The organism is Bacillus sp. FSL H8-0492 (assembly GCF_038006145.1).
GTDB classification, from domain to species: domain Bacteria; phylum Bacillota; class Bacilli; order Bacillales; family Bacillaceae_G; genus Bacillus_A; species Bacillus_A mycoides.
This window is the reverse complement of the sequence record NZ_JBBOUP010000001.1, coordinates 3,688,983-3,713,068: the sequence shown is the minus strand read 5'-3', so window position 1 is coordinate 3,713,068 and position 24,086 is coordinate 3,688,983. Positions and strand designations below refer to the sequence as shown.

Sequence of the window (24,086 nt, the reverse complement as noted above, 5' to 3'; positions counted from 1 at the left end):
TTATCACTCGTCGAAGAGAGGGGAGACAACATGAAAAAAAATCGCTTATTATTTCGTGTTATCATTTTGCTCATTTTAAGCGGTGCGGTAGGGTTTACGCTATATCAAGGATTTTTTACTGATAAAGAGAAAATGCAAATTGGAAAAGAAGCACCTAACTTTGTTGTAACTGATTTAGAAGGAAAGAATATTGAATTAAAAGACTTAAAGGGAAAAGGTGTATTTTTAAATTTTTGGGGAACTTGGTGTAAACCTTGTGAAAAAGAAATGCCTTATATGAATGAGTTATATCCGAAATATAAAGAAAAAGGCGTTGAAATTATTGCCTTAGATGCAGATGAAACGGATATCGCAGTGAAGAACTTTGTGAAACAATATGATTTGAAATTCCCAGTTGCAATTGATAAAGGGCAAAAGATCATAGGTACATATGGAGTGGGACCATTACCAACAACCTTTTTAATTGATAAAGAAGGCAAAGTAGTAGAGCAAATTATAGGTGAGCAAACGAAGGAACAATTGGAAGAGTACTTAAAGAAAATCACTCCATAATTAAGAAAGCCTTTACATAAGAGGTGCTTACGTATAGCACCTTCGCTTTAAAAATTCTGAGTATTGCGGTAACTCTAGGCTGGAATATACAATAGTACATATAGATAAAAGGGCGGTGAGAGCTTTGAAAGAAATTAAGTGTGAATGTGGACATGTTAATCCGATAGGAACCATTTTTTGTGAAGCATGTGGGAAACCATTTGAAAGTAATGAAAATATAAAATTATTGGATATGAGATATGAGGGGAGTGCTCGGAGATCTCTCACACATACAAAAACGATAGTCGATAAAATTTGGAGTTTTTTCTCTTCTGTAAAAGTAGGTGTATGGTTAATCGTAATAACTTTAGCTTCATCGGCAATAGGAACTATCTTTCCCCAAGAAATGTACATAACTCCAGGAATCGAACCAGCTGAATATTATAAGACCGAGTATGGATTTTTAGGACAATTATACTATCAATTAGGATTTAATAATTTATATGGATCATGGTGGTACATGATTTTAATTGCTTCCATTGGTATTTCACTTGTTATATGTAGTTTAGACCGTGTCATTCCTCTTTATAAAGCTTTAAAAAAACAAGGGGTGAAAAGACACCCAAGTTTTTTGAAAAGACAGAGAGTGCACGGGACTGGTACGCCGCATGAAGGTGACTTAGAACGAGTTCAAATTAATTTAAAGAAACGTAATTATAATGTAAAAGTGGAAGACGGGAACGTTTTAGCGGAAAAGGGACGTTTTTCACGTTGGGGTCCATATGTAAACCATATTGGTCTTATTATCTTTCTATTCGGTGCAATGCTACGTTTTTTACCGAGTATGTATGTAGATGAAGCACTTTGGTTACGTGACGGTGAAACGAAAGAAATACCAGGAACAGATGGTCAATACTATTTGAAAAACGAAAAGTTTATCAAGGAAGTTTATGATAAGAGTAAGGATAAAGAAGTTTTTGATGAAGCAATTGATCGTGTTGGTGATAAAATGATTGCGAAAAACTTCCAAACGAATGCTGTATTATATAAAGCGGTAGGAGAAAATATAGCGGGTCAAAAACCAAAATTAGAAAAGGTAAAAGAAGCTGAAATTCGAGTGAATGAGCCACTGAAATTTGATCAATTTGCTGTTTATCAAGTGGATTACAAAGAAAGTGAATTTAAAAGCATGTCATTCCATTTGCAAAACAAAGAAAATAATCAAAAGTGGGGACCGATTAAAGTAGATTTAACGAATCCTACAGAAAAATTTGATTTAGGAAATGGTTATTCTTTAGAACTATTAAGCTATTTTCCAGATTTTTATTTTGACGAGAATGGAAGACCAAATACGAAAACGAAATTACCAAACAACCCTGCATTTGTGTTTAAAATGTTTACGCCTGAAACACCAGATGGTGAAGTGAGTTTCGTCGGTATTCAGCAAAATATAGAACCAGATGGGAATAACAAATATAAAATGTCATTTGCAGGTGTGGAAATGCAAAATGCAACAGCTCTTACAGTAAGAAAAGATTTGACGCTTTGGATTCTCGGTATTGGAGGATTTATATTTATGGTTGGTGTGATTCAAGGTATGTATTGGAACCATCGCCGTATTTGGATACAACGTGTTAATGATGAATGGTGGGTTGCAGGCCATACGAATAAAAATTGGTTCGGCTTAAAGAAAGATATTGAAAGAGTACTAGAAGGAACAGCGATTCCACAACCACACGATAAAATGAATGAAAAAAATTAGTTAAGGTGGGGAAACGATATGGTACAAATAAGTAGTAATTTTCTGTTCGCGGCGTTTATCTTATATTTAATTGCAACTTTATTTTTTGGAGGAGCAATTAAAGAAAAAGGTAACAAGTGGGCAAATATAGGTATAACTATAACAATTTTAGGATTTATTGCACAAATAGTATATTTTGTTACAAGATGGATCGCATCAGGACATGCACCGGTTAGTAACTTTTTTGAATTTGGTACATTTTTTGGCATGATGCTTGTGGGAGCTTTTATCATTATGTACTTTGTGTATCGTGTAAGTATTATTGGTTTATTTGCTTTACCGGTAGCTCTTTTATTAATCGCTTATGCAAGTATGTTCCCGAGAGAAATTTCGCCGCTTATCCCATCTTTAAAGAGTAATTGGCTACATATTCATGTAACGACAGCGGCAGCGGGACAAGCAATATTAGCAATTAGTTTTATTACAGGCGTAATGTATTTACTGAAAAATGTAGATCAATCAACAAGAAGTAAGCGTACATTTTGGTTAGAGACAGTAGTTTTCACACTTGTTTGTACAGTTGGGTTTATTGGAATAACAACGGTATTTTCTAGTATGAAATACGAAGCGAAGTTTCAATGGATTGATAAAAATGAACAACAAGTTGAAATGAAGTATAATCTCCCTGCTTTAGTTGGACCGCATGAAGGGAAGTTAATGACAGAAAATAAATTAGAGCCAACAGTTGAAGTTCCAGCGATTGTAAATGCGAAAAAATTAAATACTGTTATTTGGTCAGTGTTAGTCGGAACGCTACTTTATATTGTATTAAGACTTGTTTTACGTAAGCGAGTGTCAGCGGCACTTCAGCCGTTAGTAAAGAATACGAATAGTGATTTATTAGATGAAATCGGATATCGTTCTATTGCGATAGGATTCCCGGTGTTTACATTAGGAGCATTAATCTTTGCAATGATCTGGGCTCAAATCGCTTGGACGCGCTTTTGGGGTTGGGATCCAAAAGAAGTTTGGGCGCTTATTACTTGGCTCTTTTATGCTGCGGTATTACATTTACGTTTATCTAAAGGATGGCATGGAGAAAAATCCGCCTGGCTTGCAGTGATTGGTTTTGCAATCATTATGTTTAACTTTATTGTAGTAAACTTAATTATCGCGGGTTTACATTCATATGCATAGAGAAATAAAATAGGAGAGTGTATGTCACTTTCCTATTTTATTTTTGTCAAATTTTCTTCTTTTTTGAGAAAAACATGACAAAGTAGCGGTTGATTCTGTAAAATGATGTCGAGGACCAAATATACTGTTCAAAAAAAATACATAGTTTTGGAAAAAAAATGAACAAACTTTATTATTCTTGTGAAGCATAATATGGGAAGTGGAACGTTAAAAAATGCTTAATTAAACGAGGATAGGTGCAACATTATATTGTAGAAGGGTAGGTGTAAACCGTTGTGGTAAAAGTACGCAGCGGGTAGAAATGGAAAATGAATCAAGAATTTTAATTGTAGACGATGAGGATCGTATTCGTCGTTTATTAAAGATGTATTTAGAAAGAGAGCAATACACAATTGAAGAAGCGGATAATGGTGATACAGCTTTAGAAATGGCGTTACAAAATGATTATGATTTAATTCTACTGGATATTATGATGCCTGGTAAAGATGGTATCGAAGTGTGTAAAGGGATTCGTGAGAAGAAAGCGACGCCAATTATTATGCTGACAGCAAAAGGTGAAGAAGTAAATAGGGTACAAGGGTTTGAAGTTGGAACTGATGATTATATTGTAAAGCCGTTTAGCCCGCGTGAAGTAGTACTTCGTGTGAAAGCAGTATTACGCCGCGCTGTACCAACGACATTCTTTACACAAGATACAACGACGAAAGATGTTACTGTTTTCCCTCATTTAACAATTGATAATGATGCGCACCGCGTTACAGCGGATGGTAATGAAGTAAACTTAACACCGAAAGAATATGAATTACTATTATTCTTAGCGAAATCCCCGGATAAAGTTTTTGACCGTGAGCAATTGTTAAAAGAAGTATGGCAATATGAGTTCTTCGGAGATTTACGTACAGTTGATACGCATGTAAAGCGTTTACGTGAAAAGTTAAGTAAACAATCACCAGATGCAGCGAAAATGATTGTTACCGTTTGGGGCGTAGGTTACAAGTTTGAGGTTGTGAACGACTGATGCTTTGGAGAAGTGTAGTAGGGAAGTTATGGATGACCATATTACTTCTCGTTTCGTTTGTTCTTGGATTTGTTGCTATTTTACTTTCACAGTTTTTTAGAACGTATTATGTTGATATGAGTGAAGCTAGGCTTCAGAAAGTTGCAACAAGTGTCACGGAATTAATTGAAGAAGGTGCCGATGTAAAAACGATTGAGGATATTGCTTACAAATTTTCTGATCCACTTTCAAGGATTATCATTGTAGAAGACGGTAAGGAAATTTCTTCTTCGCCGAAACAAGAAGGATTAGTTACTCTTACAATAGATGATTTGAAAAATGATAAAGAATTAGCAGCTGTTTTTACAGATAAAAAGGATATTAAGAATAATATTAGAAAAGCTTCTAATAGTAGGAAGAATAAAAATACTGAAAATGATATTATGATCGTCGGGAAACCAGTACAGTCAAAAAATCAAAGTGCAGTGTTTGTATATGAATCATTGCAAGTTCCAATACAAGGTATGGAGAGAACGACTGATTTTATTTTCTTATCAGCCGGGATTGCGATTATTTTAACGACTTTCTTTGCATTTTTCTTATCTACTCGAATTACGGCACCACTTCGTAAAATGCGTGAGGTTGCATTTGAGGTAGCACGCGGGAAATTTGATACGAAAGCCCCTATGGTGTCGCAGGACGAAATTGGTGAGCTTGCAACTGCTTTAAATCAAATGGGAAAACAGTTGAAGTTTAATATGAATGCCCTGCAGCAAGAAAAAGAGCAGTTAGCTAGCATTTTGAGTAGTATGGCAGATGGTGTTGTTACGTTAAATCAAGAAGGTGAAGTCGTTGTTATCAATCCACCGGCAGAACACTTCTTACAAGTTTGGCAAGAAGAAAAAGAAGTAGAGTTAATTAAAAAACTGCCTTCTGAACTTGTTGAACTATTCCATCTCGTTGTAGAAAGTGAGCAACAACAAGTTGTTGAAATTAATTTGCAAAAAGGTAACTACGTAGTTCTTATGACACCGCTTTACAATCAAACAAAAATTCGTGGAGCTGTAGCAGTATTGCGAGATATGACGGAGGAGCGTCGTCTTGAGAAAATGCGTCAAGACTTTATTGCGAATGTATCACATGAACTTCGTACACCGATGGTAATGCTTCAAGGATATAGTGAAGCAATTTTAGATGATATTGTGCAAACGAAAGAAGAAATTAATGAGTTTGTTCAAATTATTTATGATGAATCTGTTCGTTTAGGTAAACTTGTAAATGAGTTATTAGATTTAGCCCGTATGGAAAGTGGACATGTAGAGTTACATATAGGGGAAGTAGATATTCATCCATTTGTCGAAAAAATTGGCCGTAAATTCCAGGGGATTGCAAAGGATAAAGAAGTCCAATTAACAGTGGATTTCCAAAGTCCAATTGAACAATATCCGTTTGATGCAGACCGTATGGAACAGGTACTGACGAATTTAATTGATAATGCAATCCGTCATACAAATGCAGGTGGACATGTTACACTTGTAATTAATACGAAAAATAGTGGCCTTACTTTCGAAGTGCAAGATTCAGGTGCTGGTATTCCAGAAGAAGATATTCCGTTCTTGTTCGATCGATTCTATAAAGCTGATAAAGCGAGAACTCGCGGGAAAAAAATTGGAACAGGACTCGGGCTTGCGATTGCTAAAAATATTGTTCAAGGTCATGACGGGAAGATTTTTGTATCAAGTGTCGTTGGAGAAGGAACTACATTCTCTGTATATTTACCAAATCGTATAATTTAGATATATATGTTTTTTAAAAGTTGATTATGAATAAAAGCTTTACTGTTTTTTTATTTTTTTGTAAGTGCAATTAAATAAAGAATGGTAGAGTTTTTTTCTTTAATAATCAGAATGAAAATAAAAAGAGAGGTGTCATAATGAAATGAAACTTTATACAAAAACAGGTGATAAAGGGGAAACGAGTGTCATAGGTGGCCGAGTGGATAAAGATCATATACGTGTAGAAGCTTATGGAACAATTGATGAGGCGAATTCTCATATCGGATATGCCATGTCTAAATTACAAGAGGAATGTTTTCGTAACATTTATAACGAACTTGAAAATATTCAACATGAACTATTTGATTGTGGAGGGGATTTAGCAATAGTAGAGAAGAAAATCCCTTATAAAGTAACGATAGAGATGGTCGAGTATTTAGAGAGACGAATTGATTCGTATACAGAAGAAGCGCCGCCTTTAGAGCGTTTTATTTTACCAGGCGGTAGCGAGATATCGGCTGCACTACACATTGCACGTACAGTTATAAGAAGAGCAGAACGTTGTATAGTGTCATTGCAAAAAGAAGGAGAAACCAATGAAATTGTTCTAAAGTATGTAAATAGGTTATCTGATTATTTATTTGCGCTTGCTAGAGTAATAAATGCGCGTTTACAAGTGAAAGATGTGGAGTATAACCGCAGTGCACTTGTTTTTCGTAATAAAGAAGAGAAGGAAGTGGAGTAATACACTTTCTTTTTTTTGTATACTTTTTTCTGTAATATCCCACAATAGAGAAGGTATGACGGCTATTAGAAAACGGAGGATGTATATGAAAGCGTTAAAATGTGGCGTGGTGATATTGAGTGTATTATTTTTATCTCAATTACATGTTTACGCTGAAGGGAATCAGTGGATATGGCCTGTTGATGGGCAGATAAGTGATTATTTTGGGACAAGACATGGGAAACACTATGGTATTGATATAGCTGCGCCTATTGGAACGCCTGTTGCAGCTATTCAAGATGGTAAGGTGACAAAGTCTTATTTTTCAAGTAGTTATGGAAATGTTGTGTTTATTAAACATGGAGAATATGAGGCTGTTTATGCGCATTTAAATAAGAGATATGTAGTTCAAGGTGATAACATTTCAAAAGGAGAGCTAATTGGAGAGGTAGGGAATACAGGAGAATCGCGAGGAGCGCATTTACATTTAGAAGTGCATCAAGGGAGATGGACGATGGAGAAAAGGAATGCGATGAATCCGTTGCTTGTTTTAAATGAACAAAAAAATCAAGTTGTGTCATCATCACTATATATTGTACAAAAAGGTGATACTTTAGTTGGTATTGCCCGGAAATTTAGTATGACAGTTGAGGAAATTAAAGTGAGGAATGGATTGCGACAAGAGCAAATCTATCCGAACCAACAACTATACGTCAAGTAAAGGCAACGTCCCAAAAGCATAACTTTTGAATAAATTTATTTTCTTCTTGTTTAAGATTGCGATAGTAAATGAAATTATATCGACGAAAATTTATATCGAACATAGCTATTATTATATCGACATTTCGACAAGAAATATCGACTAACAATAAAATGCGACAATAAGAGCAACCTATTCCTAACGAAAAACCGTCCCAAAAAGATCTTTTGGGACGGCTTCTTTTACCAAAAAATAAAGACACATATAAATCCAGTAATAGCTAAGTAGCTATATAAGTAAAAGACTTTTGTTCTTGTTTTTTCTTTTGTCCGAAATAGTACGATAGTTGGTTCGATTAGACCAATTGTAAGACAAAGTAAACCAAGAAGCATAAAGCCAATTGAAAGAGAATACAGGGCGATTTGTGGTGCTTGAAATGGAATCATCCATTTTAATAAAAATGCAATAAGTGCAGTGTAACAAATGCAACCGATGTATTTATTCAATGGTGTATCAGAACGGAAACCAGGAAGTTTCTTGGAAAACGGACGGGAAACAACTTCCGTTTGTAAAGATGTATGTTCTTCAATTATTTTTTGAGCTTCTTTTCCTTTTTGGAAAAGGGATAAAATCCAATTTCGCTCACCTTGGAAAATAAATTGAGAAGTTGTTAAATAGTGATCAACTTTTACCTTATTCCAACTCTTCCATGGATGACGCTCACACAATTTTAATTTACTTTCTGTTTTTTTATCATACTGATAAATACTTATGCCATCTTGGTCAAAAGTAGCGTAGTATGTCTCTCTTGAGAATGTGCCTAGATCAATTGGACAGTAGAAAAGTAATTCTTTTTTCAAATAAAAGTATTCTTTTCTTAAGTTCTTTTTCATTGCTTCTCGAATAGAGTGTCTTTTATCTTTCTTCATGACATTTCCTCCATAACTCAGAAAATGTTCTTATCTTAACAATTCAACATCTTATCACTTTTGACGACATATGACTAGGGGGATTCATAAGAGAAATACCGAATTATAAAAAATATGGGTTGTATTGTAAAAAATAGTGATCGTTTCTTTAATTATATAAAATTAATAACTTATTTTTAGTAAGTTACACTTTTTTTGTTCACAATACGATCATGTTGTTGTATAATGAAGTGGAAAATAGAATATCGGTCTATCTTCGGGGCAGGGTGAAAATCCCGACCGGCGGTGATGAACATTTAATAATTTCGTTCTAAGCCCGCGAGCCGTTAAGGCAGGATTTGGTGTGATTCCAAAGCCGACAGTACAGTCTGGATGGGAGAAGATGGAGGTTCAAGCGTTCAAAAAAGATAAGTATTTGAACGTCTGTTTGATGTGCCTTAAAATTCTCCCTTTGTGTAAATCACAAAGGGTTTTTTCGTTCTATGAAAAAATAGGCATAGCAGAACCTTTCCACTTTCCATGAGAAGATCGATGGAAAAGGAGAGAGAAAGATGAAACAAAAAAACAGTGTAGTGCAGATGGTGAGTGTAGCGATGCTAAGTAGTATTGCGTATTTACTAATGATGTTGGATTTTCCATTCCCAGGGCTTCCGCCATTTTTAAAAATTGATTTTAGTGATGTGCCAGCTTTAATTGCGGCGATAATTTTTAGTCCAATTGCAGGTGTAATTGTAGAAGCGATAAAAAATATTTTGCATTACGGAATTCAAGGAAGTTTAACGGGAGTACCAGTAGGAGAAGTAGCAAACTTTATAGCGGGATGTTTATTTATTGGTCCAGCAGCATTCTTATTCCGAAAGTATCGCACAGTAAAAAGTTTAACGACAGGATTAATGCTAGGTACAATTACTATGACAGTTATTATGAGTGTGTTAAATTACTTTATTATTTTACCAGCGTACACTTGGTTTTTAAATTCACCAGCTATGTCTAGTGATATTATGCGACAAACTATTGTAACGGCGATATTACCGTTTAATGTAATTAAAGGAATTGTTGTAACAATTGTATTTATAGCACTATTTTCACGCTTGAAAGTATGGGTATTTGCAAAAATGAAAAATGCTTAAAAATATTAAACCATTGGCAGCGTAACTGCTAATGGTTTTTTTGTTAGTGAGAATGAAAAAGAGTGCAAAAAATCCCCCTCATACTTATGAGGGGGATTTTTTGAAGTTAATAAAAGACTATTCGAATTTTAAAGAGTCGCCATCAAATGATTCGTCAGCAACTTTAATTGAGTCAGTTGGACAACCTTCGAATGCATCCATCATATCTTCGATTAATACATCTGGAATTTCAACGATACCTTGGTTATCGTCTAATGTTACAAATGCAATGCCTTCATCATCATAGTCATAAATGTCTGGTGCAGCAGCACCACAAGCACCGCATGCAATACAAGTATCTTTGTCAACGATTGTATATTTTGCCATATTTTTTCCCTCCTGATAATATGTATGTGAAAAGTTCGCCAAAAAATTATAATCTTATTGTAAAACGGTTTTAAAAACTTTTCAACATAAAATTATAATGATAATGCTTATCAATTAGAGTGTCAACTTATTTTTGAATTATTTCATAAGATTTTCAAAATACTTAAATGTTATTTCGTTTGATACAATAGAATATATACAAGCATGTAGTGTGAATATGATAAGTTAAATGAATAGCAGTTAATGTGCAATCGTATTGAAAAAGGAATGAAGTTAGACTGAGAGGTGGAAGCGGTAATGCAGCTACAATATACTTTATTATATTGTTTAAAACAATTGAATGGTGAAAGAACCGTTTCTTCGATTTATTATTTATTAAAAGGAAAGAGATCGTCGCAAACATTACAAGATGGGAATATGTTTCAAATTTCTTTTTTGTTTGGGATTTATAAGTCATTAAATAGAGCTGATTATGATCAAGAAGTTGCAAAGTTGTTACAAACGAATTTAGTTCAAGGTATACATGATAATACATATGTGTTAACGACGGCTGGTAACGTGCAATTAAACAAATGGGAAGGTGACTTTGCCTTTCCGACATATTTAAATGGTTTACACTATGGTGAAATAGGTGAAACGTTTTGGAAGAGGTTATCATTGATCGTTCAAACTATTTCGAATTTACAACAGGCGAATACGAAATTTATTCCAATTCAACAGGATACAGAAATAATGATGTGGGTGAAACGTTTTCTCACTGGAATACCGTATATGAGAAGTGAATTGGCTAAAAGATTATGGAAGGAAATGCATACTCTTTTACAAAAAAATAATCCAGTAGAGGCGACAATCGTAATATATCGGTTAACTGGGTATAAACGTATTGGGTGTACTTTACAACAATTAGCGGAAATTACGAAACAAGATATATTTCGAGTGTATTTTTTATTTTGGGGTACAATTCATTTCCTTATTCAAGAAGTTCGCAATAAAGAAAATGAGTTTCCATTATTAGCTGAAATTATATCTTATCCAAATGAGAAAGCTGATTTATTTAGTTTATCAACGAAAAAAACATATAATCTTTGGAGACAAGGACGCTCTTTAGAAGAAATAGCAACAATTCGGAATTTGAAGGTTGCCACGATAGAAGACCATTTTGTAGAAATTGCTTTACGAGAAAAAGAATTTTCTATTGAAATGTTTATGGAAAAAGAAAAAATGGAAAAAGTAACAAAAGTAATTGAAGCATTACAAACACGTAAATTGCGTGTGTTGAAGCAAGCGGTTGGAGAGGAAATCTCTTATTTTGAAGTACGTCTTGTATTGGCACGGATGGAGGGTATAAATGAAGCTTGAGGAATATTTATATAAGTGGTTTGGATATTCTGAATTTCGTCCGGGGCAAAAAGGAGTTATTACGGACTTATTGGAAGGAAAAGATGTTGTAGCAATGCTTCCGACTGGAAGGGGAAAGTCAATGTGTTATCAACTTCCGGGGCTTCTGCAAGAGGGTACGGTGCTTGTTGTATCACCATTATTATCTTTAATGGAAGACCAAGTTACGCAATTAAAGTATGTCGTGAAAAATCGAGTTATTGCATTGAATAGTTTTCGGACGTTAATTGAAAAAAGAGAAGCAATGAAAAAGCTATCTTTTTATAAATTTGTTTTCGCATCACCAGAGATGTTGCAGTCGGAACTTCTAATAAGAGAATTGAAAAAAATTCATATTTCATTATTTGTCGTAGATGAAGCGCATTGTATTTCACAATGGGGCTATGATTTTCGGCCAGATTATAAAAAATTAGATAAAGTAATTGAGAGTATCGGATCTCCGACAGTATTAGCATTAACAGCAACTGCGACAAAGGATGTATTGCGAGATATAGCGGAAAGTTTAAATCTAAAAAATATTGCTGAGCATGTGTACTCAATTGATCGTCCAAATATTGCGATGGAAGTGCAATTTGTGGAAACAATAGAAGAAAAAAAAGAGGCGCTTTTTGAGCATGTAATGTATTTGCAAGGGCCTGGTATTGTTTATTGTTCAAGTAGGGCCTGGACAGAGCGTTTAACCGAGTATTTAAGAGGAAAAGGAATTACAGGTGTAGCTTTTTATCATGGTGGTATGGAACATGAAGAGCGTATGTTAATTCAACAACAGTTTATGAATGACCAGTTGCAAATTGTAATATGTACAAGTGCTTTTGGGATGGGGGTAAATAAGACGAATACAAGATATATTATTCATTTTCAATATCCGACAAATGTAGCTTCCTATTTACAAGAAATTGGAAGAGCGGGAAGAGATGGAGAATTGAGTATAGCCATTTTATTATGTAGTCCATTGGATCACGATTTGCCAATTTCAATCATTGAAGATGAATTACCAAGTAAATCGCAAATACAATTTTTATTTTCGTTACTACAAGAAAGAATGTTTCAAACGAAAGTATTACCATTAGAAGATGTAGAAGAAATTTGTTATAATGCAGCAAGATTTAATGAACAGTATTGGCGCTTTACACGTTATCATCTCGAACATCTTGGAATCATACAACAGCGAAATCTCATGTTAGAGAGCTTGTCAGATGAAATAATGCACAGATTAATAGCGGAAGTGGAAGTGAGAATGCGTAATAAATATAGTGAGCTAGAAAATATGAAGTCATGGATACAGGTTCAAGGATGTAGACGTGAATATTTATTACAACAATTCGGTTATAGAAAAGAAAAAGAGATAGAAAACTGTTGTGATTACTGTGGTATTACAAAAACGGATTATAAAAAAAGACGAGCGCAACAGTTAGTTTTCGACTATAATTGGGAAACAGAGTTACAAAAGCTTTTCGGCCTAGGAAAGATGGAGGAATGATGAACATTCAAAGGCATAATGTTGAAGATATGAGTCCGAGAGAAATAAGACTGAATCTCTACATAACACAACTAATCATTATTGGTATCGGTTGTTTACTAGCATATATATTATTTCAAGATAAAAGAGAAGTTTATAGTTTATGGAAATGGGAACCGGTTTCTATACTTTTAATAGGTAGCTTGTTAGCGATTTGTATTGTGTTATTAGATTATGTTGCAATGCGAGTGTTTCCAGAATCTTGGTTTGATGATGGTGGCATTAACGATAGAATGTTTCAAGGGATTTCTGTCATGCATTTACTCGTTATCACGTTTATTATTGGCTTTGCGGAAGAGTTTTTATTTAGAGGTGTAGTGCAGACTCATTTCGGAATTGTAATAGCGAGTTTAATTTTTGCAGTGTTACATATTCGGTATATAACGAAGCCTTTTTTGTTTTGTTTCGTCTGCTTTATTAGTTTTGTTTTTGGTTATGTATTCGAGTGGACAGGAAATTTATTTATAACAATCTTTGCACACTTTCTTGTTGATTTTATAATGGGGCTCCAATTAAGAAAATAAATGGAAGGTGGTGGTGAACAACATGAGAAAACGAATTCCTGATTTTGAAGAGGAGTTAGAAGTTGAGCAAGTGGAAGAAGATGAAAGTTTACCGCCGCGTAGTGAAATTCATAGAAATAAAGAGAACAAACCAAAGTTTAAAATGAATCACATTTTCGTCCGAGTGTTAACATTTTTGTTCATATTGTTACCTATTAGTATCCTATGGTATACAGATAAGTATATACAGGTAAAAAGTGATAGTAATAATGCTGAGAAAAGTGCGTTTGAAGTAATTTTCTTTGATTCCGCTAAGACTGAATCAAAGAAGCAGTCTGAGAAAGTAGCAACTCATGTTGTGAAAGATGGAGAAACTTTAGAAAGTATAGCGAAGCAATATTTCTCAGATGAAGATGGGATAGAAATAATAAAAAAGTATAATGATTTACAAGAAGACGAAGTGAAGGTAGGACAAGAATTGAAAATTCCTATAAAAGATAAGTCCACGAAGTATGAGAGCTAGCTAAATGAGTGATATATAGCTCCACATAAAATTAAGGACTATACTTTACGAGGAGGGAGAGTAAAAAATATATGTCATGGATTATATTATTATGTACTCTCATATGCATTGGTTTTGTATGTCTTCTTGGAATGTATAAAGAAGCGATGCGTAATACAGTGTTGGAACATACTTTAGTGTTCGAAGAATTTCCGGAAAGTTTTCAAAAAGTTAAAGTTTTTTTTATTTCGGATATTCATAGAAGGATCATTTCTAGCTCGCTAATTGAACGAGTGAAAGGAAAAGCAGATATCGTAATTATTGGCGGTGATTTAGCTGAAAAAGGAGTACCTTTATCGCAAATCTCTTTAAATATTCAAAAGTTAAGAGAAATAGCCCCTGTATATTTTGTATGGGGAAATAATGACTATGAAATTGAATATCACGAATTAGATGCTTTATTAATAGAAAATAATGTGAAGGTATTAGATAATACAAGAGTTGTATTTGAGTCTGAATTAGGAGAGGAAATTTGCTTACTCGGTATCGATGATGTTGGGTTAGAACGAGATCGTTTAGATTTAGCGTTGTCTGATTGTAAAGAAGAAGGTTTTCGCATTTTAATTAGTCACAACCCAGATATAATAAAGAAAATGTCTGGTAATGAACAAATTTCGCTCGTATTAAGTGGACATACACATGGAGGCCAGATTCGGTTGTTTCCATCTGAAAAGTATTTAAAGGGTGGCGTATATAAGCATTCTAATACGACTCTCTTTGTTAGTAATGGGTATGGAACAACATTGTTCTCTCTTCGTTTTCGGGCACCTTCCCAAACACATATCATTACGTTATGCGGAGGGAAATAATGCCGAATTCAAATGGGAAATATAATATAAAAGCTGTCTCAAATATACTCGGAATTCAACCGAGTACACTTCGCGCATGGGAAAGACGCTATCATATTATTGCCCCAAAGAGAAATCGTGCGGGGCATCGTTTATATACAGAAGAGCATATTCATATTTTGAAATGGTTAATGAACAAAGTTTCTGAGGGGATGATGATTGGACAAGCAGTTCAGTTATTAGAAGGGAATCGGTTGCAGAACAACGTTCAAAAAGAAAAAATTATTGATACAGAAGTTGTTTTAGTGGACGATATACTACAAGCTTTGTTAGAATTTGATGAAATTACAATTTCTGCATTATTAAACGAGGTTTTTAGTATATATTCAACGGAAAAGGTTGTTGCAAGCATCATTCTTCAAGTGGCAAACAAGTTGTTAACTTTAAAAAGTAATAATGAGATTACAATGTCGCAATTCAAATATGTTGTATCATTCTTACAAACACGTTTAGGAATGATCTATCATAATGCGTCGGTGTATTCTTCCGTTAACAAAGTTTTCGTTTTAGAAAATAATATATTAAAAGGATTTATTTTCGCGACGTATTTACGACTAAAAGGATATCAAACAATGTATATGGGGACAAGTTTAGATGAAGAAGGTATTTTACTAGCTATTGAACAATTACAACCTAAATATTTGTTTATATCTTTTGATGATGAACGAGAACTTGAAGAGGCAGTAGAATTTATTGACTTGTTGCAAGAAAAAAATGAAAACATCTCTGGTGGTTTTATAGGAAGAAAAGGCATTGGAGATCAATTAAATCTTCAAAATATCCTAATTGGTAACACGAAAGAAGAATGGGATGGATGGTTAAAGATGCCGGAATAGTCGTTCGAAAAGAACCATCTATTTTCTATTTCATATAATAAAAATTAGATGCAATGGTTACGTAGGGAGGGTATGAGATGAGACTGGAACGTTTAAATTATAATAAGATTAAAATTTTCCTAACATTTGATGATTTATCTGAACGAGGATTAACGAAAGAAGATTTGTGGAGAAATGCACCGAAAGTACAGCAACTATTCCGTGATATGATGCAAGAAGCAAATACAGAATTAGGGTTTGAAGCGGATGGACCGATTGCTGTTGAAGTATTTTCTCTACAAGCTCAAGGTATGGTTGTAATTGTAACAAAAGAAAATCACGAAGTGGACACAGAAGATGAGTTCCGTGACGAGTTTATTGAAATGCAAGTGACTCTTGATGAAAGTGAACATATACTTTACGAGTTTGCTACATTAGATGATGTAATCAATTTGTCAAATCGCTTATATAACCTTGGTGTAACTGATGGGAAGTTGTATACGTGGGATGATCGTTTTTATCTTTGGATAGAAGAAGAAGAGCAATTTCAATTATTGAAGGCGGATTTTATAGCTATTTTAGCGGAGTACGGTAATCCGTCAACAGCAACAATTTACCGCGTAATGGAATATGGTAAAGAATTAATGGATTCTCAAGCGATTGAACAAATATACAATTACTTTGTGAAAAAACAAAACCTCAGCTAATGTAACGTAGCTTGAGGTTTTATTTTTATTCAGCTGAAAATCTATAAAACGAAGTGTAGGTAACAAGACTAGCCGATCTGTATGTTAAAATGTAATCAGTATTTCTTGATGAAATAATGGTTTTATCGAATGTATTTTGATGAAAATAAAAAATATTTAAATATTTAAGTATTTTACTTTTCTAAAAGCAATAAAAGGACTATAATAATAGTGAAAACGCTTGCAATGCAAAATAGTTTGTATATATTTGTTAGCGTTTTCTATTGCATTCCAAATTTAACGGTGTATACTAGGCAATGAAGGTTTACTAAACAAGTGAAATTACAGGGGGTTTACTTACTATGGTAGCCGAAAAGGGAACTCAAACGAAAACACAACAACAAGGGGAACAACATTTTGAATTGTTAAATTCAACACAAATTGTAATTAATGAAGCATTAGAAAAATTGGGTTATCCAAACGAAGTATATGAATTATTGAAAGAACCAATTCGTATGATGACAGTGAAAATTCCAGTTCGTATGGATGACGGGACTGTTAAAATATTTACAGGATATCGTGCACAACATAATGATGCTGTTGGTCCAACGAAAGGTGGAATTCGCTTCCATCCAAACGTAACAGAAAATGAAGTGAAAGCACTTTCTATTTGGATGAGTTTAAAATGTGGTATTGTTGATTTACCATATGGTGGAGGTAAAGGTGGAATCATTTGTGACCCACGTGAGATGTCTTTCCGTGAATTAGAAAGATTAAGCCGCGGTTATGTACGAGCAATTAGCCAAATTGTTGGTCCGACAAAAGATATTCCGGCTCCAGATGTATTTACAAACTCACAAATTATGGCATGGATGATGGATGAGTATAGCCGTATCGATGAATTTAATTCACCAGGATTTATTACAGGTAAACCACTTGTATTAGGTGGATCACACGGACGTGAAACAGCGACTGCAAAAGGTGTAACAATTTGTATTCGTGAAGCTGCGAAAAAACGTGACATTGATATTAAAGGTGCACGCGTTGTTGTTCAAGGATTTGGTAATGCGGGTAGCTTCTTAGCTAAATTTATGCATGATGCAGGCGCGAAAGTAATTGCAATTTCAGATGCTTACGGTGCATTACATGATCCGAATGGATTAGATATTGACTACTTACTAGATCGTCGCGATAGCTTTGGTACTGTAACAAAACTATTTAATAATACAATTTCAAATACAGAACTGTTAGAACTTGATTGCGACATTTTAGTTCCTGCTGCAATTGAGAACCAAATTACAGAAGAAAATGCTGATAAGATTAAAGCGAAAATTGTGGTTGAAGCTGCAAATGGTCCAACTACATTAGAAGCAACAAAAATCTTAACAGATCGTGGTATCTTACTTGTTCCAGACGTATTAGCAAGTGCTGGTGGCGTTACGGTATCTTACTTTGAGTGGGTACAAAATAACCAAGGTTACTACTGGACTGAAGAAGAAGTAGAACAACGTTTAGAAAAAGTAATGGTAAAATCATTCGATTCAATTTATGAAACATCACAAGTTCGTAAAGTGAACATGCGCTTAGCTGCATACATGATTGGTGTTCGTAAAATGGCTGAGGCTAGTCGCTTCAGAGGTTGGGTATAATATATAATGTTTTGAGAAAACGTGATTTCCTTTCGAGGGAATCGCGTTTTTTTGTTGAAGTATTAAATGAGGTGTTGTATATGGGGAATGAAATAATGGAACGAGTAGATCAATTAGAAGAAAAGGTTAAGGTGTTAGAGGGTGAACTTGCAAGAGCTAAGAGAGCCCGAAAAACAAGTGTCGTTCGGGTGTTCGGCGAAGGATTATTGTTTTTAATATTTGGTGCAGTTGTAGTTGGACCAATTATCGCGTTTATATTCACAATTATTACTTGGTTTGGTGAAAAATAGAATAAAAAATAAAAAAAGAACGCTTGTTCCACGCGAACGAACGTGCTATACTTTCCTTAGATAAGCAAAACGGAAATGATTTTAAGGAGAGATAAATGATGAAAATGACAGTAGACCAAAGATTTATGATGCCAGCAGATGTTGTAGAACGAGTGGAAGTATTACGAAACAAACAAAGCAAGCGTGGCACATTATTACAATCGGTAAATAAATTTTTCGGTTTAGATACGAAAGAAGATTGTATTTGGTTTTACGGTTTTTACGGAGTGGCTGTAAGTATTGTATTATTTATGGTATTCACATCAAATATTTTCGATGTTCTCTTCGCATAAGAAATATGCCATAAGGACATTGCCACCGAATACATATATAAGGAAGTAAGGTAATTTTTTAGAGCGGGAGTTGGTAGTAATGGCGATGTTCCCTATAGAGCGTAACTATATTGGGTATGGAAATTCACGACCAGGAATTCCTCTTTCAAAAGTAAGATTTATTGTAAGTCATGACACGGGGAACCCTGGTAGCAATGCGATAGGAAATCGGGATTACTTTAATGAAATACAACCGAAAGCTTCAGCGCATACATTTATTGATGATAAAACAATATTAGAAATTGTCCCTATAAATGAAGTTGCGTACCATGTTCGATACAATGTGCCAACGGATAATGAGTTATTCGGTTATGATGCGAATAAGGCTGCAATTGGGGTTGAACTTTGCTATGGTGGCGACGTAAACTTTTGGGAGGCGTATACTCGTTTTACGTGGTATCACGCTTATTTATGTCAAAATTTCGGTTTAAATCCTAAAAAGGCTATTGTGTCACACAAAACGTTGGATCCTACTCGGAAAATCGATCCTGAGAATGTATTAGGGCAACAAGGAATTAAATTTCAGCAGTTTTTAGCAGATGTCTATCGGATGTATGTTTCGTTTAGATGACAAATATATGAAAAATGAATACAATAAAGATAGATGCCTACTGCTGTAAGTAGGTTTTTTCTTGTTTATATAAATAGAGCAGAGGTAGAAGACTAGGAGTGAACTAAGTATGCAAAAAGAAACAGTTATTATTATCGGAGGCGGTCCATGCGGATTAGCAGCGGCGATTTCGTTGCAAAAAGTGGGGTTAAATCCGTTAGTAATCGAAAAAGGAAACATTGTAAATGCAATTTATAATTATCCAACTCATCAAACATTTTTCTCCTCTAGTGAAAAATTAGAAATTGGTGAAGTTGCTTTTATTACAGAAAATCGTAAGCCATTTCGTAATCAGGCGCTTGCGTATTATCGTGAAGTAGTAAAGCGTAAATCTATACGTGTAAATGCATTTGAACGAGTGGAACAAGTTCAAAAAGATGGTGATGTTTTTAAAGTTGAAACGACGAAGCGTGACGGAAACAAAGAAATATATGTTGCGAAATACATTGTTGTCGCAACTGGATATTATGATAATCCGAATTATATGAATGTACCTGGTGAGAAACTTGAGAAAGTAGCTCATTACTTCAAAGAAGGACACCCTTATTTTGATCGAGATGTCGTTGTAATAGGTGGTAAAAATTCAAGTATAGATGCAGCGTTAGAGCTTGTTAAATCGGGTGCACGTGTAACAGTTCTATACCGTGGTGGGGAATACTCGCCAAGTATTAAGCCGTGGATTTTGCCGGAATTTGAGGCGTTAGTACGAAATGGGACAATTCAAATGCATTTCCATGCGCATGTAGAAGAAATTACTGAGCATACGTTGACGTATACAGTAGATGGTGAGGCAAATACAATTCAAAACGATTTTGTATTTGCTATGACGGGTTACCATCCAGACCACAGCTTCTTAACAAAAATGGGAGTTCGGATTGATGAAGAAACAGGGCGCCCGATTTATATAGAGGGTAGTATGGAAACAAACGCTGAAAATATTTTTATTGCAGGTGTAATTGCTGCGGGGAATAACGCAAATGAAATATTTATCGAGAACGGTAGATTCCATGGAGATGCGATTGCGCAAACCATTGCATCAAGAGAAGAATAAAAAGAAGCTGTCGAAATCTTCGACAGCTTCTTTTTTAATCGTGCATAAACATATGTTGGATTGTTTCGTGAGAGTTTGTGTTTTCTAGTGCGACTAGTAATTTAATTCGCGCCTTTTGAGCGTTTAAACCGTAGGTGAAAACAATGCCCATATCTTTTAATTGTTTTCCGCCACCTTCATAAGAGTATACGTCTTGAACGATACCGTTAAAGCAGCGTGAAACTAATACAATTGGAATGCCTTTTTCTATTAATCGCCCTAGACTAGGAAGTGTTCTTGGAGGTAAATTACCTTGACCAAGTGCTTCAATAACAATTCCGTCTACTGGTAGTGTTTCGATTGCTGATAATAATGTATCATCCATACCTGCGTATGCTTTTAGAACGACAACGTTTTTAGAAATCTGTCGTACTGTGCATGTTTCGTGATGCACTAAAGCATGATGGAAAACAACACCACGTTTTGTTACCATGCCAATTGGTCCGTACTGTGGACTTTGGAATGTCGCGACATTACTTGTGTGCGTTTTTGTTACATTTGTAGCACAATGTATTTCGTCATTTAATACGACTAGAACACCTTTTTCAGCAGCTTCATTACTACTAGCAACTTTTACAGCTGATAAGAAATTATATAGACCATCGGCACCTAATTCATTACTAGAACGCATTGCCCCTGTCACAACGATTGGGATAGTTGCTTGAACTGTTAAATCAAGAAAATAAGCTGTCTCTTCTAATGTATCGGTACCATGCGTGATGACTACGCCGTGAATATCGTCTTGTTTTACTCTTTCGTCAATGATGACTTGCAATTGTAGCATTTCGCTAGGAGTCATGTGAGGAGATGGAAGATGGAACACATCTTCGACAATTAAATCAACATCGCCTTCTAAATCAGGAATGAATTTTAAAAGAGGATTCTTTTTACCGGGTTGTACGACCCCAGTTTCTTTATCTTCCTCCATTGCAATTGTTCCACCTGTGTGTAAAACTAGGATTCTTTTCAATGCTTATACCCCTTTCAAGTTGAAAAATACATTTAGAACATAACATGTTTTGAGTAAATTCGACAATGAAAATGTATAAAAGTATGCTTAGAAAATGACAATAAAATAAATTACTTTAAGTGTGCTCCGGTAAGTGGTTATTAGGTTAGGTTTTGTTTATGGAAATTTATGAGAGTAGATGTGTAAGTGTAGAGAGGGAAGGAGTGAGTTTTTTTGAAAAAAGTGGAGAAAATTATAATTCGTATATTACTGATTCAATTTATTTTTCTTTCTGTCGTCCAACTGCTTTTTATACATAAATCTTCAGTGAAATATTTATCGAAAATTGTTTATTACGAAGGTGTCGTCACGAAAAATAAGGCGGAAATCTTACAGGTGAATAAGTAGTTTTCATTTTCTTCTATGATGGATTATGCTACAATTATTGAGGATTTAATGACATGAGGCAAATGAGAAGAAGCAGGGGGAAAATACCTGCTTTTCGTTTTGTTTTATAAGTGAAAAATGAGGTGTTACAATGGATAAACGAATTTCGATTGCTATAGATGGTCCAGCGGCTGCTGGGAAAAGTACAGTGGCAAAAGTTGTTGCAAAAAAACTTTCATATGTTTACATTGATACAGGCGCAATGTACCGTACTATTACATATGCAGCCCTTGAACAAAAAGTGGATATTGAAAATGAAGAAAAGTTAATGGAAGTTGTAAAAAATGTAAATATTGAATTTCAGCAAGGGGAAAATACACAACTTGTATTTTTAAATGGACAAGATGTTTCTGAAGTGATTCGTACGCCAGATGTGACGAATCGTGTATCTATTGTAGCAAAGCATCGTCTTGTTCGTGAAGAAATGGTACGTCGTCAACAAGGATTAGCTAAAAAAGGCGGCGTAGTAATGGATGGCCGTGATATTGGTACACATGTACTACCAGATGCTGAAGTGAAAATCTTTATGCTTGCTTCTGTAGAAGAAAGAGCGGAAAGAAGACATTTAGAAAATATGAATAAAGGTTTCGATTCTAATTTAGAGCAGTTAAGAGAAGAAATTGCTAGGCGTGATAAATTAGATTCAGAACGCGAAGTTTCTCCTTTGAAAAAAGCTGATGATGCATTGGAATTAGATACAACTTCTTTATCAATTGAAGAAGTTGTCCAAAAAATTATGGGTATTGTTTCAGGAGTATTTGCGAAATAAAGAAAGAGGACTATCCTCTTTCTTTTTTTTTTTTTTTGAATTGTAAAGGATAAGTGAATTATAAGTCTCTTTTCTTGACAAATGGGCTAATTTGTAAGAAGTTAGTTACAGAGGGGAAAAAATGTCAGAATATATTCGCTATTATATTTCAAATCATACTTTCTTCAAGATGATTTTGCTGTATACTATTTATATAGATTTAATATAGTTTCTTGTGAACTGTATTGAAACAGAATATGTGATGATAAATTCTTAAACATGCAAATGAAAACATTTGTTTTCATTTCGTATATACATAAAAATGCTTTGTCAATTCTGTAGGGAGGTATTTCCATGGTAGAGAAAATGAATGAAGAAGTTATGAATTCAAAAGAATTACAAGTTGGTGACGTTGTTACAGGTTCTGTAACGAAAGTTGAAGAGAAACAAGTTCTTGTAAATGTTGGATACAAAACAGATGGCGTAATTCCGATTAGTGAATTAGCTAACGTTCATATTGAAAAAGCAAGCGATGTTGTAGAATTAGATCAAACACTTGAATTGAAAATTATTAAATTAGAAGATGATGATCTTGTTTTATCTAAGAGAGCTGTTGACGCAGAAAAAGCGTGGGTAGAATTACAAGAAAAATTTAATTCTGGTCATGTATTTGATGTTATTGTAAAAGATATCGTGAATGGTGGGTTAGTTGTGGACCTTGGTGTTCGTGGTTTTATCCCAGCTTCACTTGTAGAAGTACATTATGTAGAAGACTTTGCTGACTATAAAGGAAAAACATTAGCGGTGAAAATTGTTGAATTAGACCGTGAAAAAAATCGTGTTATTCTTTCACATAAAGTGGTAGTAGAACTAGAACTAGATTCTAAGAAAAAAGAAGCAATCTCTTCGTTAAAAGAAGGGGATATTGTTGAAGGAACAGTACAACGATTAACGGATTTTGGTGCTTTCGTTAACGTTGGTGGTGTGGACGGTTTAGTTCACATTTCACAAATTTCACACGAACGTGTAGAGCAACCTTCTGAGGTATTAGAGCAAGGTCAAAAGGTAAAGGTAAAAGTGTTATCTGTTGATGCTGATACGCAACGTATTTCTTTATCAATTAAAGCAGCTCAGCCAGGACCTTGGGAAAATGTTGCTGGCGAAATAAAAGCTGGAGATATTCGTGAGGGAGTAGTAAAACGCCTTGTTACATTCGGTGCATTTGTTGAAATTTTACCTGGTGTTGAAGGGCTTGTACATGTATCTCAAATTGCAAATCGTCACGTGAAAAATCCAAATGAAGTATTGGAAATGGGACAAGAAGTAAAAGTGAAAGTACTTGAAGTCCATGTAGCAGAAAAACGTATTTCTTTAAGCATAAAAGAAACGCTTGAAGAAAATAATGTAACAGAAGATTATAGCCAATATGAGCCAAATGCTGATTCGGCTACTTTCCAGTTAAGTGATATTATTGGTGAACAACTGAAAAAATTAAAGAAATAAAGAGGGGT

The 24,086-nt window shown here is 34.6% G+C and carries 26 protein-coding genes and 1 riboswitch; of the genes, 23 read left to right on the top strand and 3 right to left on the bottom strand.

What is annotated here, in order from left to right:
- Positions 1-30: 30 nt before the first annotated feature.
- The 7 genes from resA (at position 31) to MHH66_RS18990 (ending at position 7,686) form a co-directional block, all read left to right on the top strand.
- Positions 31-552, top strand: coding sequence for a thiol-disulfide oxidoreductase ResA (gene resA, locus MHH66_RS19020; protein ID WP_002064495.1), 522 nt, complete (start codon positions 31-33; stop codon positions 550-552).
- Positions 553-676: 124 nt separating this feature from the next.
- The gene (resB, locus tag MHH66_RS19015) at positions 677-2,293 is read left to right on the top strand and encodes a cytochrome c biogenesis protein ResB (protein ID WP_078184184.1); all 1,617 of its coding nucleotides are present in this window, start codon (positions 677-679) and stop codon (positions 2,291-2,293) included.
- Between the two features lie 18 nt (positions 2,294-2,311).
- Positions 2,312-3,469, top strand: a complete 1,158-nt coding sequence (gene resC / locus MHH66_RS19010) for a cytochrome c biogenesis protein ResC (protein WP_002030737.1) — start codon at positions 2,312-2,314, stop codon at positions 3,467-3,469.
- Positions 3,470-3,770: 301 nt separating this feature from the next.
- Positions 3,771-4,487, top strand: coding sequence for a DNA-binding response regulator ResD (gene resD, locus MHH66_RS19005; protein ID WP_002011758.1), 717 nt, complete (start codon positions 3,771-3,773; stop codon positions 4,485-4,487).
- Positions 4,487-6,262: a sensor histidine kinase ResE gene (gene resE, locus MHH66_RS19000; protein ID WP_002011760.1), complete on the top strand. Its 1,776-nt coding sequence runs from the start codon at positions 4,487-4,489 to the stop codon at positions 6,260-6,262. Before resD ends, resE begins: the two co-directional genes overlap by 1 nt.
- A gap of 142 nt (positions 6,263-6,404) precedes the next feature.
- The gene (locus tag MHH66_RS18995) at positions 6,405-6,986 is read left to right on the top strand and encodes a cob(I)yrinic acid a,c-diamide adenosyltransferase (protein WP_002011763.1); all 582 of its coding nucleotides are present in this window, start codon (positions 6,405-6,407) and stop codon (positions 6,984-6,986) included.
- An 85-nt stretch (positions 6,987-7,071) separates the two neighbouring features.
- Entirely contained in the window at positions 7,072-7,686 is a 615-nt protein-coding gene (locus MHH66_RS18990; protein ID WP_078184185.1) for a peptidoglycan DD-metalloendopeptidase family protein, read from the top strand.
- Between the two features lie 221 nt (positions 7,687-7,907).
- On the opposite strand, the gene MHH66_RS18985 is transcribed toward MHH66_RS18990, so the two are convergent.
- The gene (locus MHH66_RS18985) at positions 7,908-8,594 is read right to left on the bottom strand and encodes a hypothetical protein (protein WP_002030740.1); all 687 of its coding nucleotides are present in this window, start codon (positions 8,592-8,594) and stop codon (positions 7,908-7,910) included.
- Positions 8,595-8,842: 248 nt separating this feature from the next.
- Positions 8,843-8,982: riboswitch (FMN riboswitch) on the top strand.
- 163 nt (positions 8,983-9,145) lie between these two features.
- Between MHH66_RS18985 and MHH66_RS18980 the strand changes: the two genes are divergently transcribed.
- Entirely contained in the window at positions 9,146-9,724 is a 579-nt protein-coding gene (locus tag MHH66_RS18980; protein ID WP_078184186.1) for an ECF transporter S component, read from the top strand.
- A 117-nt stretch (positions 9,725-9,841) separates the two neighbouring features.
- On the opposite strand, the gene MHH66_RS18975 is transcribed toward MHH66_RS18980, so the two are convergent.
- Entirely contained in the window at positions 9,842-10,090 is a 249-nt protein-coding gene (locus MHH66_RS18975) for a ferredoxin (protein WP_001151994.1), read from the bottom strand.
- Between the two features lie 297 nt (positions 10,091-10,387).
- Between MHH66_RS18975 and MHH66_RS18970 the strand changes: the two genes are divergently transcribed.
- From MHH66_RS18970 to MHH66_RS18915, 12 genes are all read left to right on the top strand, one after another.
- On the top strand, positions 10,388-11,449 hold the full coding sequence (locus MHH66_RS18970) for a helix-turn-helix domain-containing protein (RefSeq protein WP_078184187.1): 1,062 nt from the start codon (positions 10,388-10,390) through the stop codon (positions 11,447-11,449).
- Complete coding sequence (locus tag MHH66_RS18965) at positions 11,439-12,968, top strand: RecQ family ATP-dependent DNA helicase (RefSeq protein WP_078184188.1); 1,530 nt, start codon at positions 11,439-11,441, stop codon at positions 12,966-12,968. Before MHH66_RS18970 ends, MHH66_RS18965 begins: the two co-directional genes overlap by 11 nt.
- The gene (locus MHH66_RS18960) at positions 12,968-13,531 is read left to right on the top strand and encodes a CPBP family intramembrane glutamic endopeptidase (protein ID WP_002064506.1); all 564 of its coding nucleotides are present in this window, start codon (positions 12,968-12,970) and stop codon (positions 13,529-13,531) included. Before MHH66_RS18965 ends, MHH66_RS18960 begins: the two co-directional genes overlap by 1 nt.
- 22 nt (positions 13,532-13,553) lie before the next feature.
- Positions 13,554-14,033, top strand: a complete 480-nt coding sequence (locus MHH66_RS18955; RefSeq protein WP_002030746.1) for a LysM peptidoglycan-binding domain-containing protein — start codon at positions 13,554-13,556, stop codon at positions 14,031-14,033.
- Between the two features lie 71 nt (positions 14,034-14,104).
- The gene (locus MHH66_RS18950) at positions 14,105-14,881 is read left to right on the top strand and encodes a metallophosphoesterase (protein ID WP_078184189.1); all 777 of its coding nucleotides are present in this window, start codon (positions 14,105-14,107) and stop codon (positions 14,879-14,881) included.
- Positions 14,881-15,756: a MerR family transcriptional regulator gene (locus MHH66_RS18945; protein WP_078184190.1), complete on the top strand. Its 876-nt coding sequence runs from the start codon at positions 14,881-14,883 to the stop codon at positions 15,754-15,756. Before MHH66_RS18950 ends, MHH66_RS18945 begins: the two co-directional genes overlap by 1 nt.
- A gap of 77 nt (positions 15,757-15,833) precedes the next feature.
- Complete coding sequence (locus MHH66_RS18940; protein ID WP_002011786.1) at positions 15,834-16,442, top strand: genetic competence negative regulator; 609 nt, start codon at positions 15,834-15,836, stop codon at positions 16,440-16,442.
- Between the two features lie 341 nt (positions 16,443-16,783).
- On the top strand, positions 16,784-18,070 hold the full coding sequence (gene gudB, locus MHH66_RS18935) for an NAD-specific glutamate dehydrogenase (RefSeq protein ID WP_000225168.1): 1,287 nt from the start codon (positions 16,784-16,786) through the stop codon (positions 18,068-18,070).
- 80 nt (positions 18,071-18,150) lie between these two features.
- A complete protein-coding gene (locus MHH66_RS18930) occupies positions 18,151-18,360 on the top strand; it encodes a hypothetical protein (protein WP_002126403.1) in 210 nt (69 codons plus the stop codon).
- A gap of 95 nt (positions 18,361-18,455) precedes the next feature.
- Positions 18,456-18,692 carry a DUF3961 domain-containing protein gene (locus MHH66_RS18925; protein ID WP_002011789.1) on the top strand — a complete coding sequence of 79 codons (237 nt, stop codon included), beginning with the start codon at positions 18,456-18,458 and terminating at the stop codon, positions 18,690-18,692.
- 79 nt (positions 18,693-18,771) lie between these two features.
- Positions 18,772-19,302 carry a peptidoglycan recognition protein family protein gene (locus MHH66_RS18920; RefSeq protein WP_002011791.1) on the top strand — a complete coding sequence of 177 codons (531 nt, stop codon included), beginning with the start codon at positions 18,772-18,774 and terminating at the stop codon, positions 19,300-19,302.
- Between the two features lie 109 nt (positions 19,303-19,411).
- The gene (locus MHH66_RS18915; RefSeq protein WP_078184191.1) at positions 19,412-20,392 is read left to right on the top strand and encodes a YpdA family putative bacillithiol disulfide reductase; all 981 of its coding nucleotides are present in this window, start codon (positions 19,412-19,414) and stop codon (positions 20,390-20,392) included.
- Between the two features lie 34 nt (positions 20,393-20,426).
- Here the strand turns inward: MHH66_RS18915 and ansA are convergent, their stop codons facing one another.
- Positions 20,427-21,401, bottom strand: a complete 975-nt coding sequence (gene ansA / locus MHH66_RS18910; protein WP_002030754.1) for an asparaginase — start codon at positions 21,399-21,401, stop codon at positions 20,427-20,429.
- Between the two features lie 213 nt (positions 21,402-21,614).
- On the opposite strand from ansA, the gene MHH66_RS18905 reads away from it, so the two are divergent.
- From MHH66_RS18905 to rpsA, 3 genes are all read left to right on the top strand, one after another.
- On the top strand, positions 21,615-21,788 hold the full coding sequence (locus MHH66_RS18905) for a DUF5359 family protein (RefSeq protein ID WP_002135263.1): 174 nt from the start codon (positions 21,615-21,617) through the stop codon (positions 21,786-21,788).
- A gap of 130 nt (positions 21,789-21,918) precedes the next feature.
- Positions 21,919-22,596 (top strand): (d)CMP kinase, encoded by a 678-nt coding sequence (cmk, locus tag MHH66_RS18900; protein ID WP_002011798.1) that lies wholly within the window; start codon positions 21,919-21,921, stop codon positions 22,594-22,596.
- Between the two features lie 333 nt (positions 22,597-22,929).
- Complete coding sequence (rpsA, locus tag MHH66_RS18895; RefSeq protein ID WP_078184192.1) at positions 22,930-24,078, top strand: 30S ribosomal protein S1; 1,149 nt, start codon at positions 22,930-22,932, stop codon at positions 24,076-24,078.
- Positions 24,079-24,086: the final 8 nt, after the last annotated feature.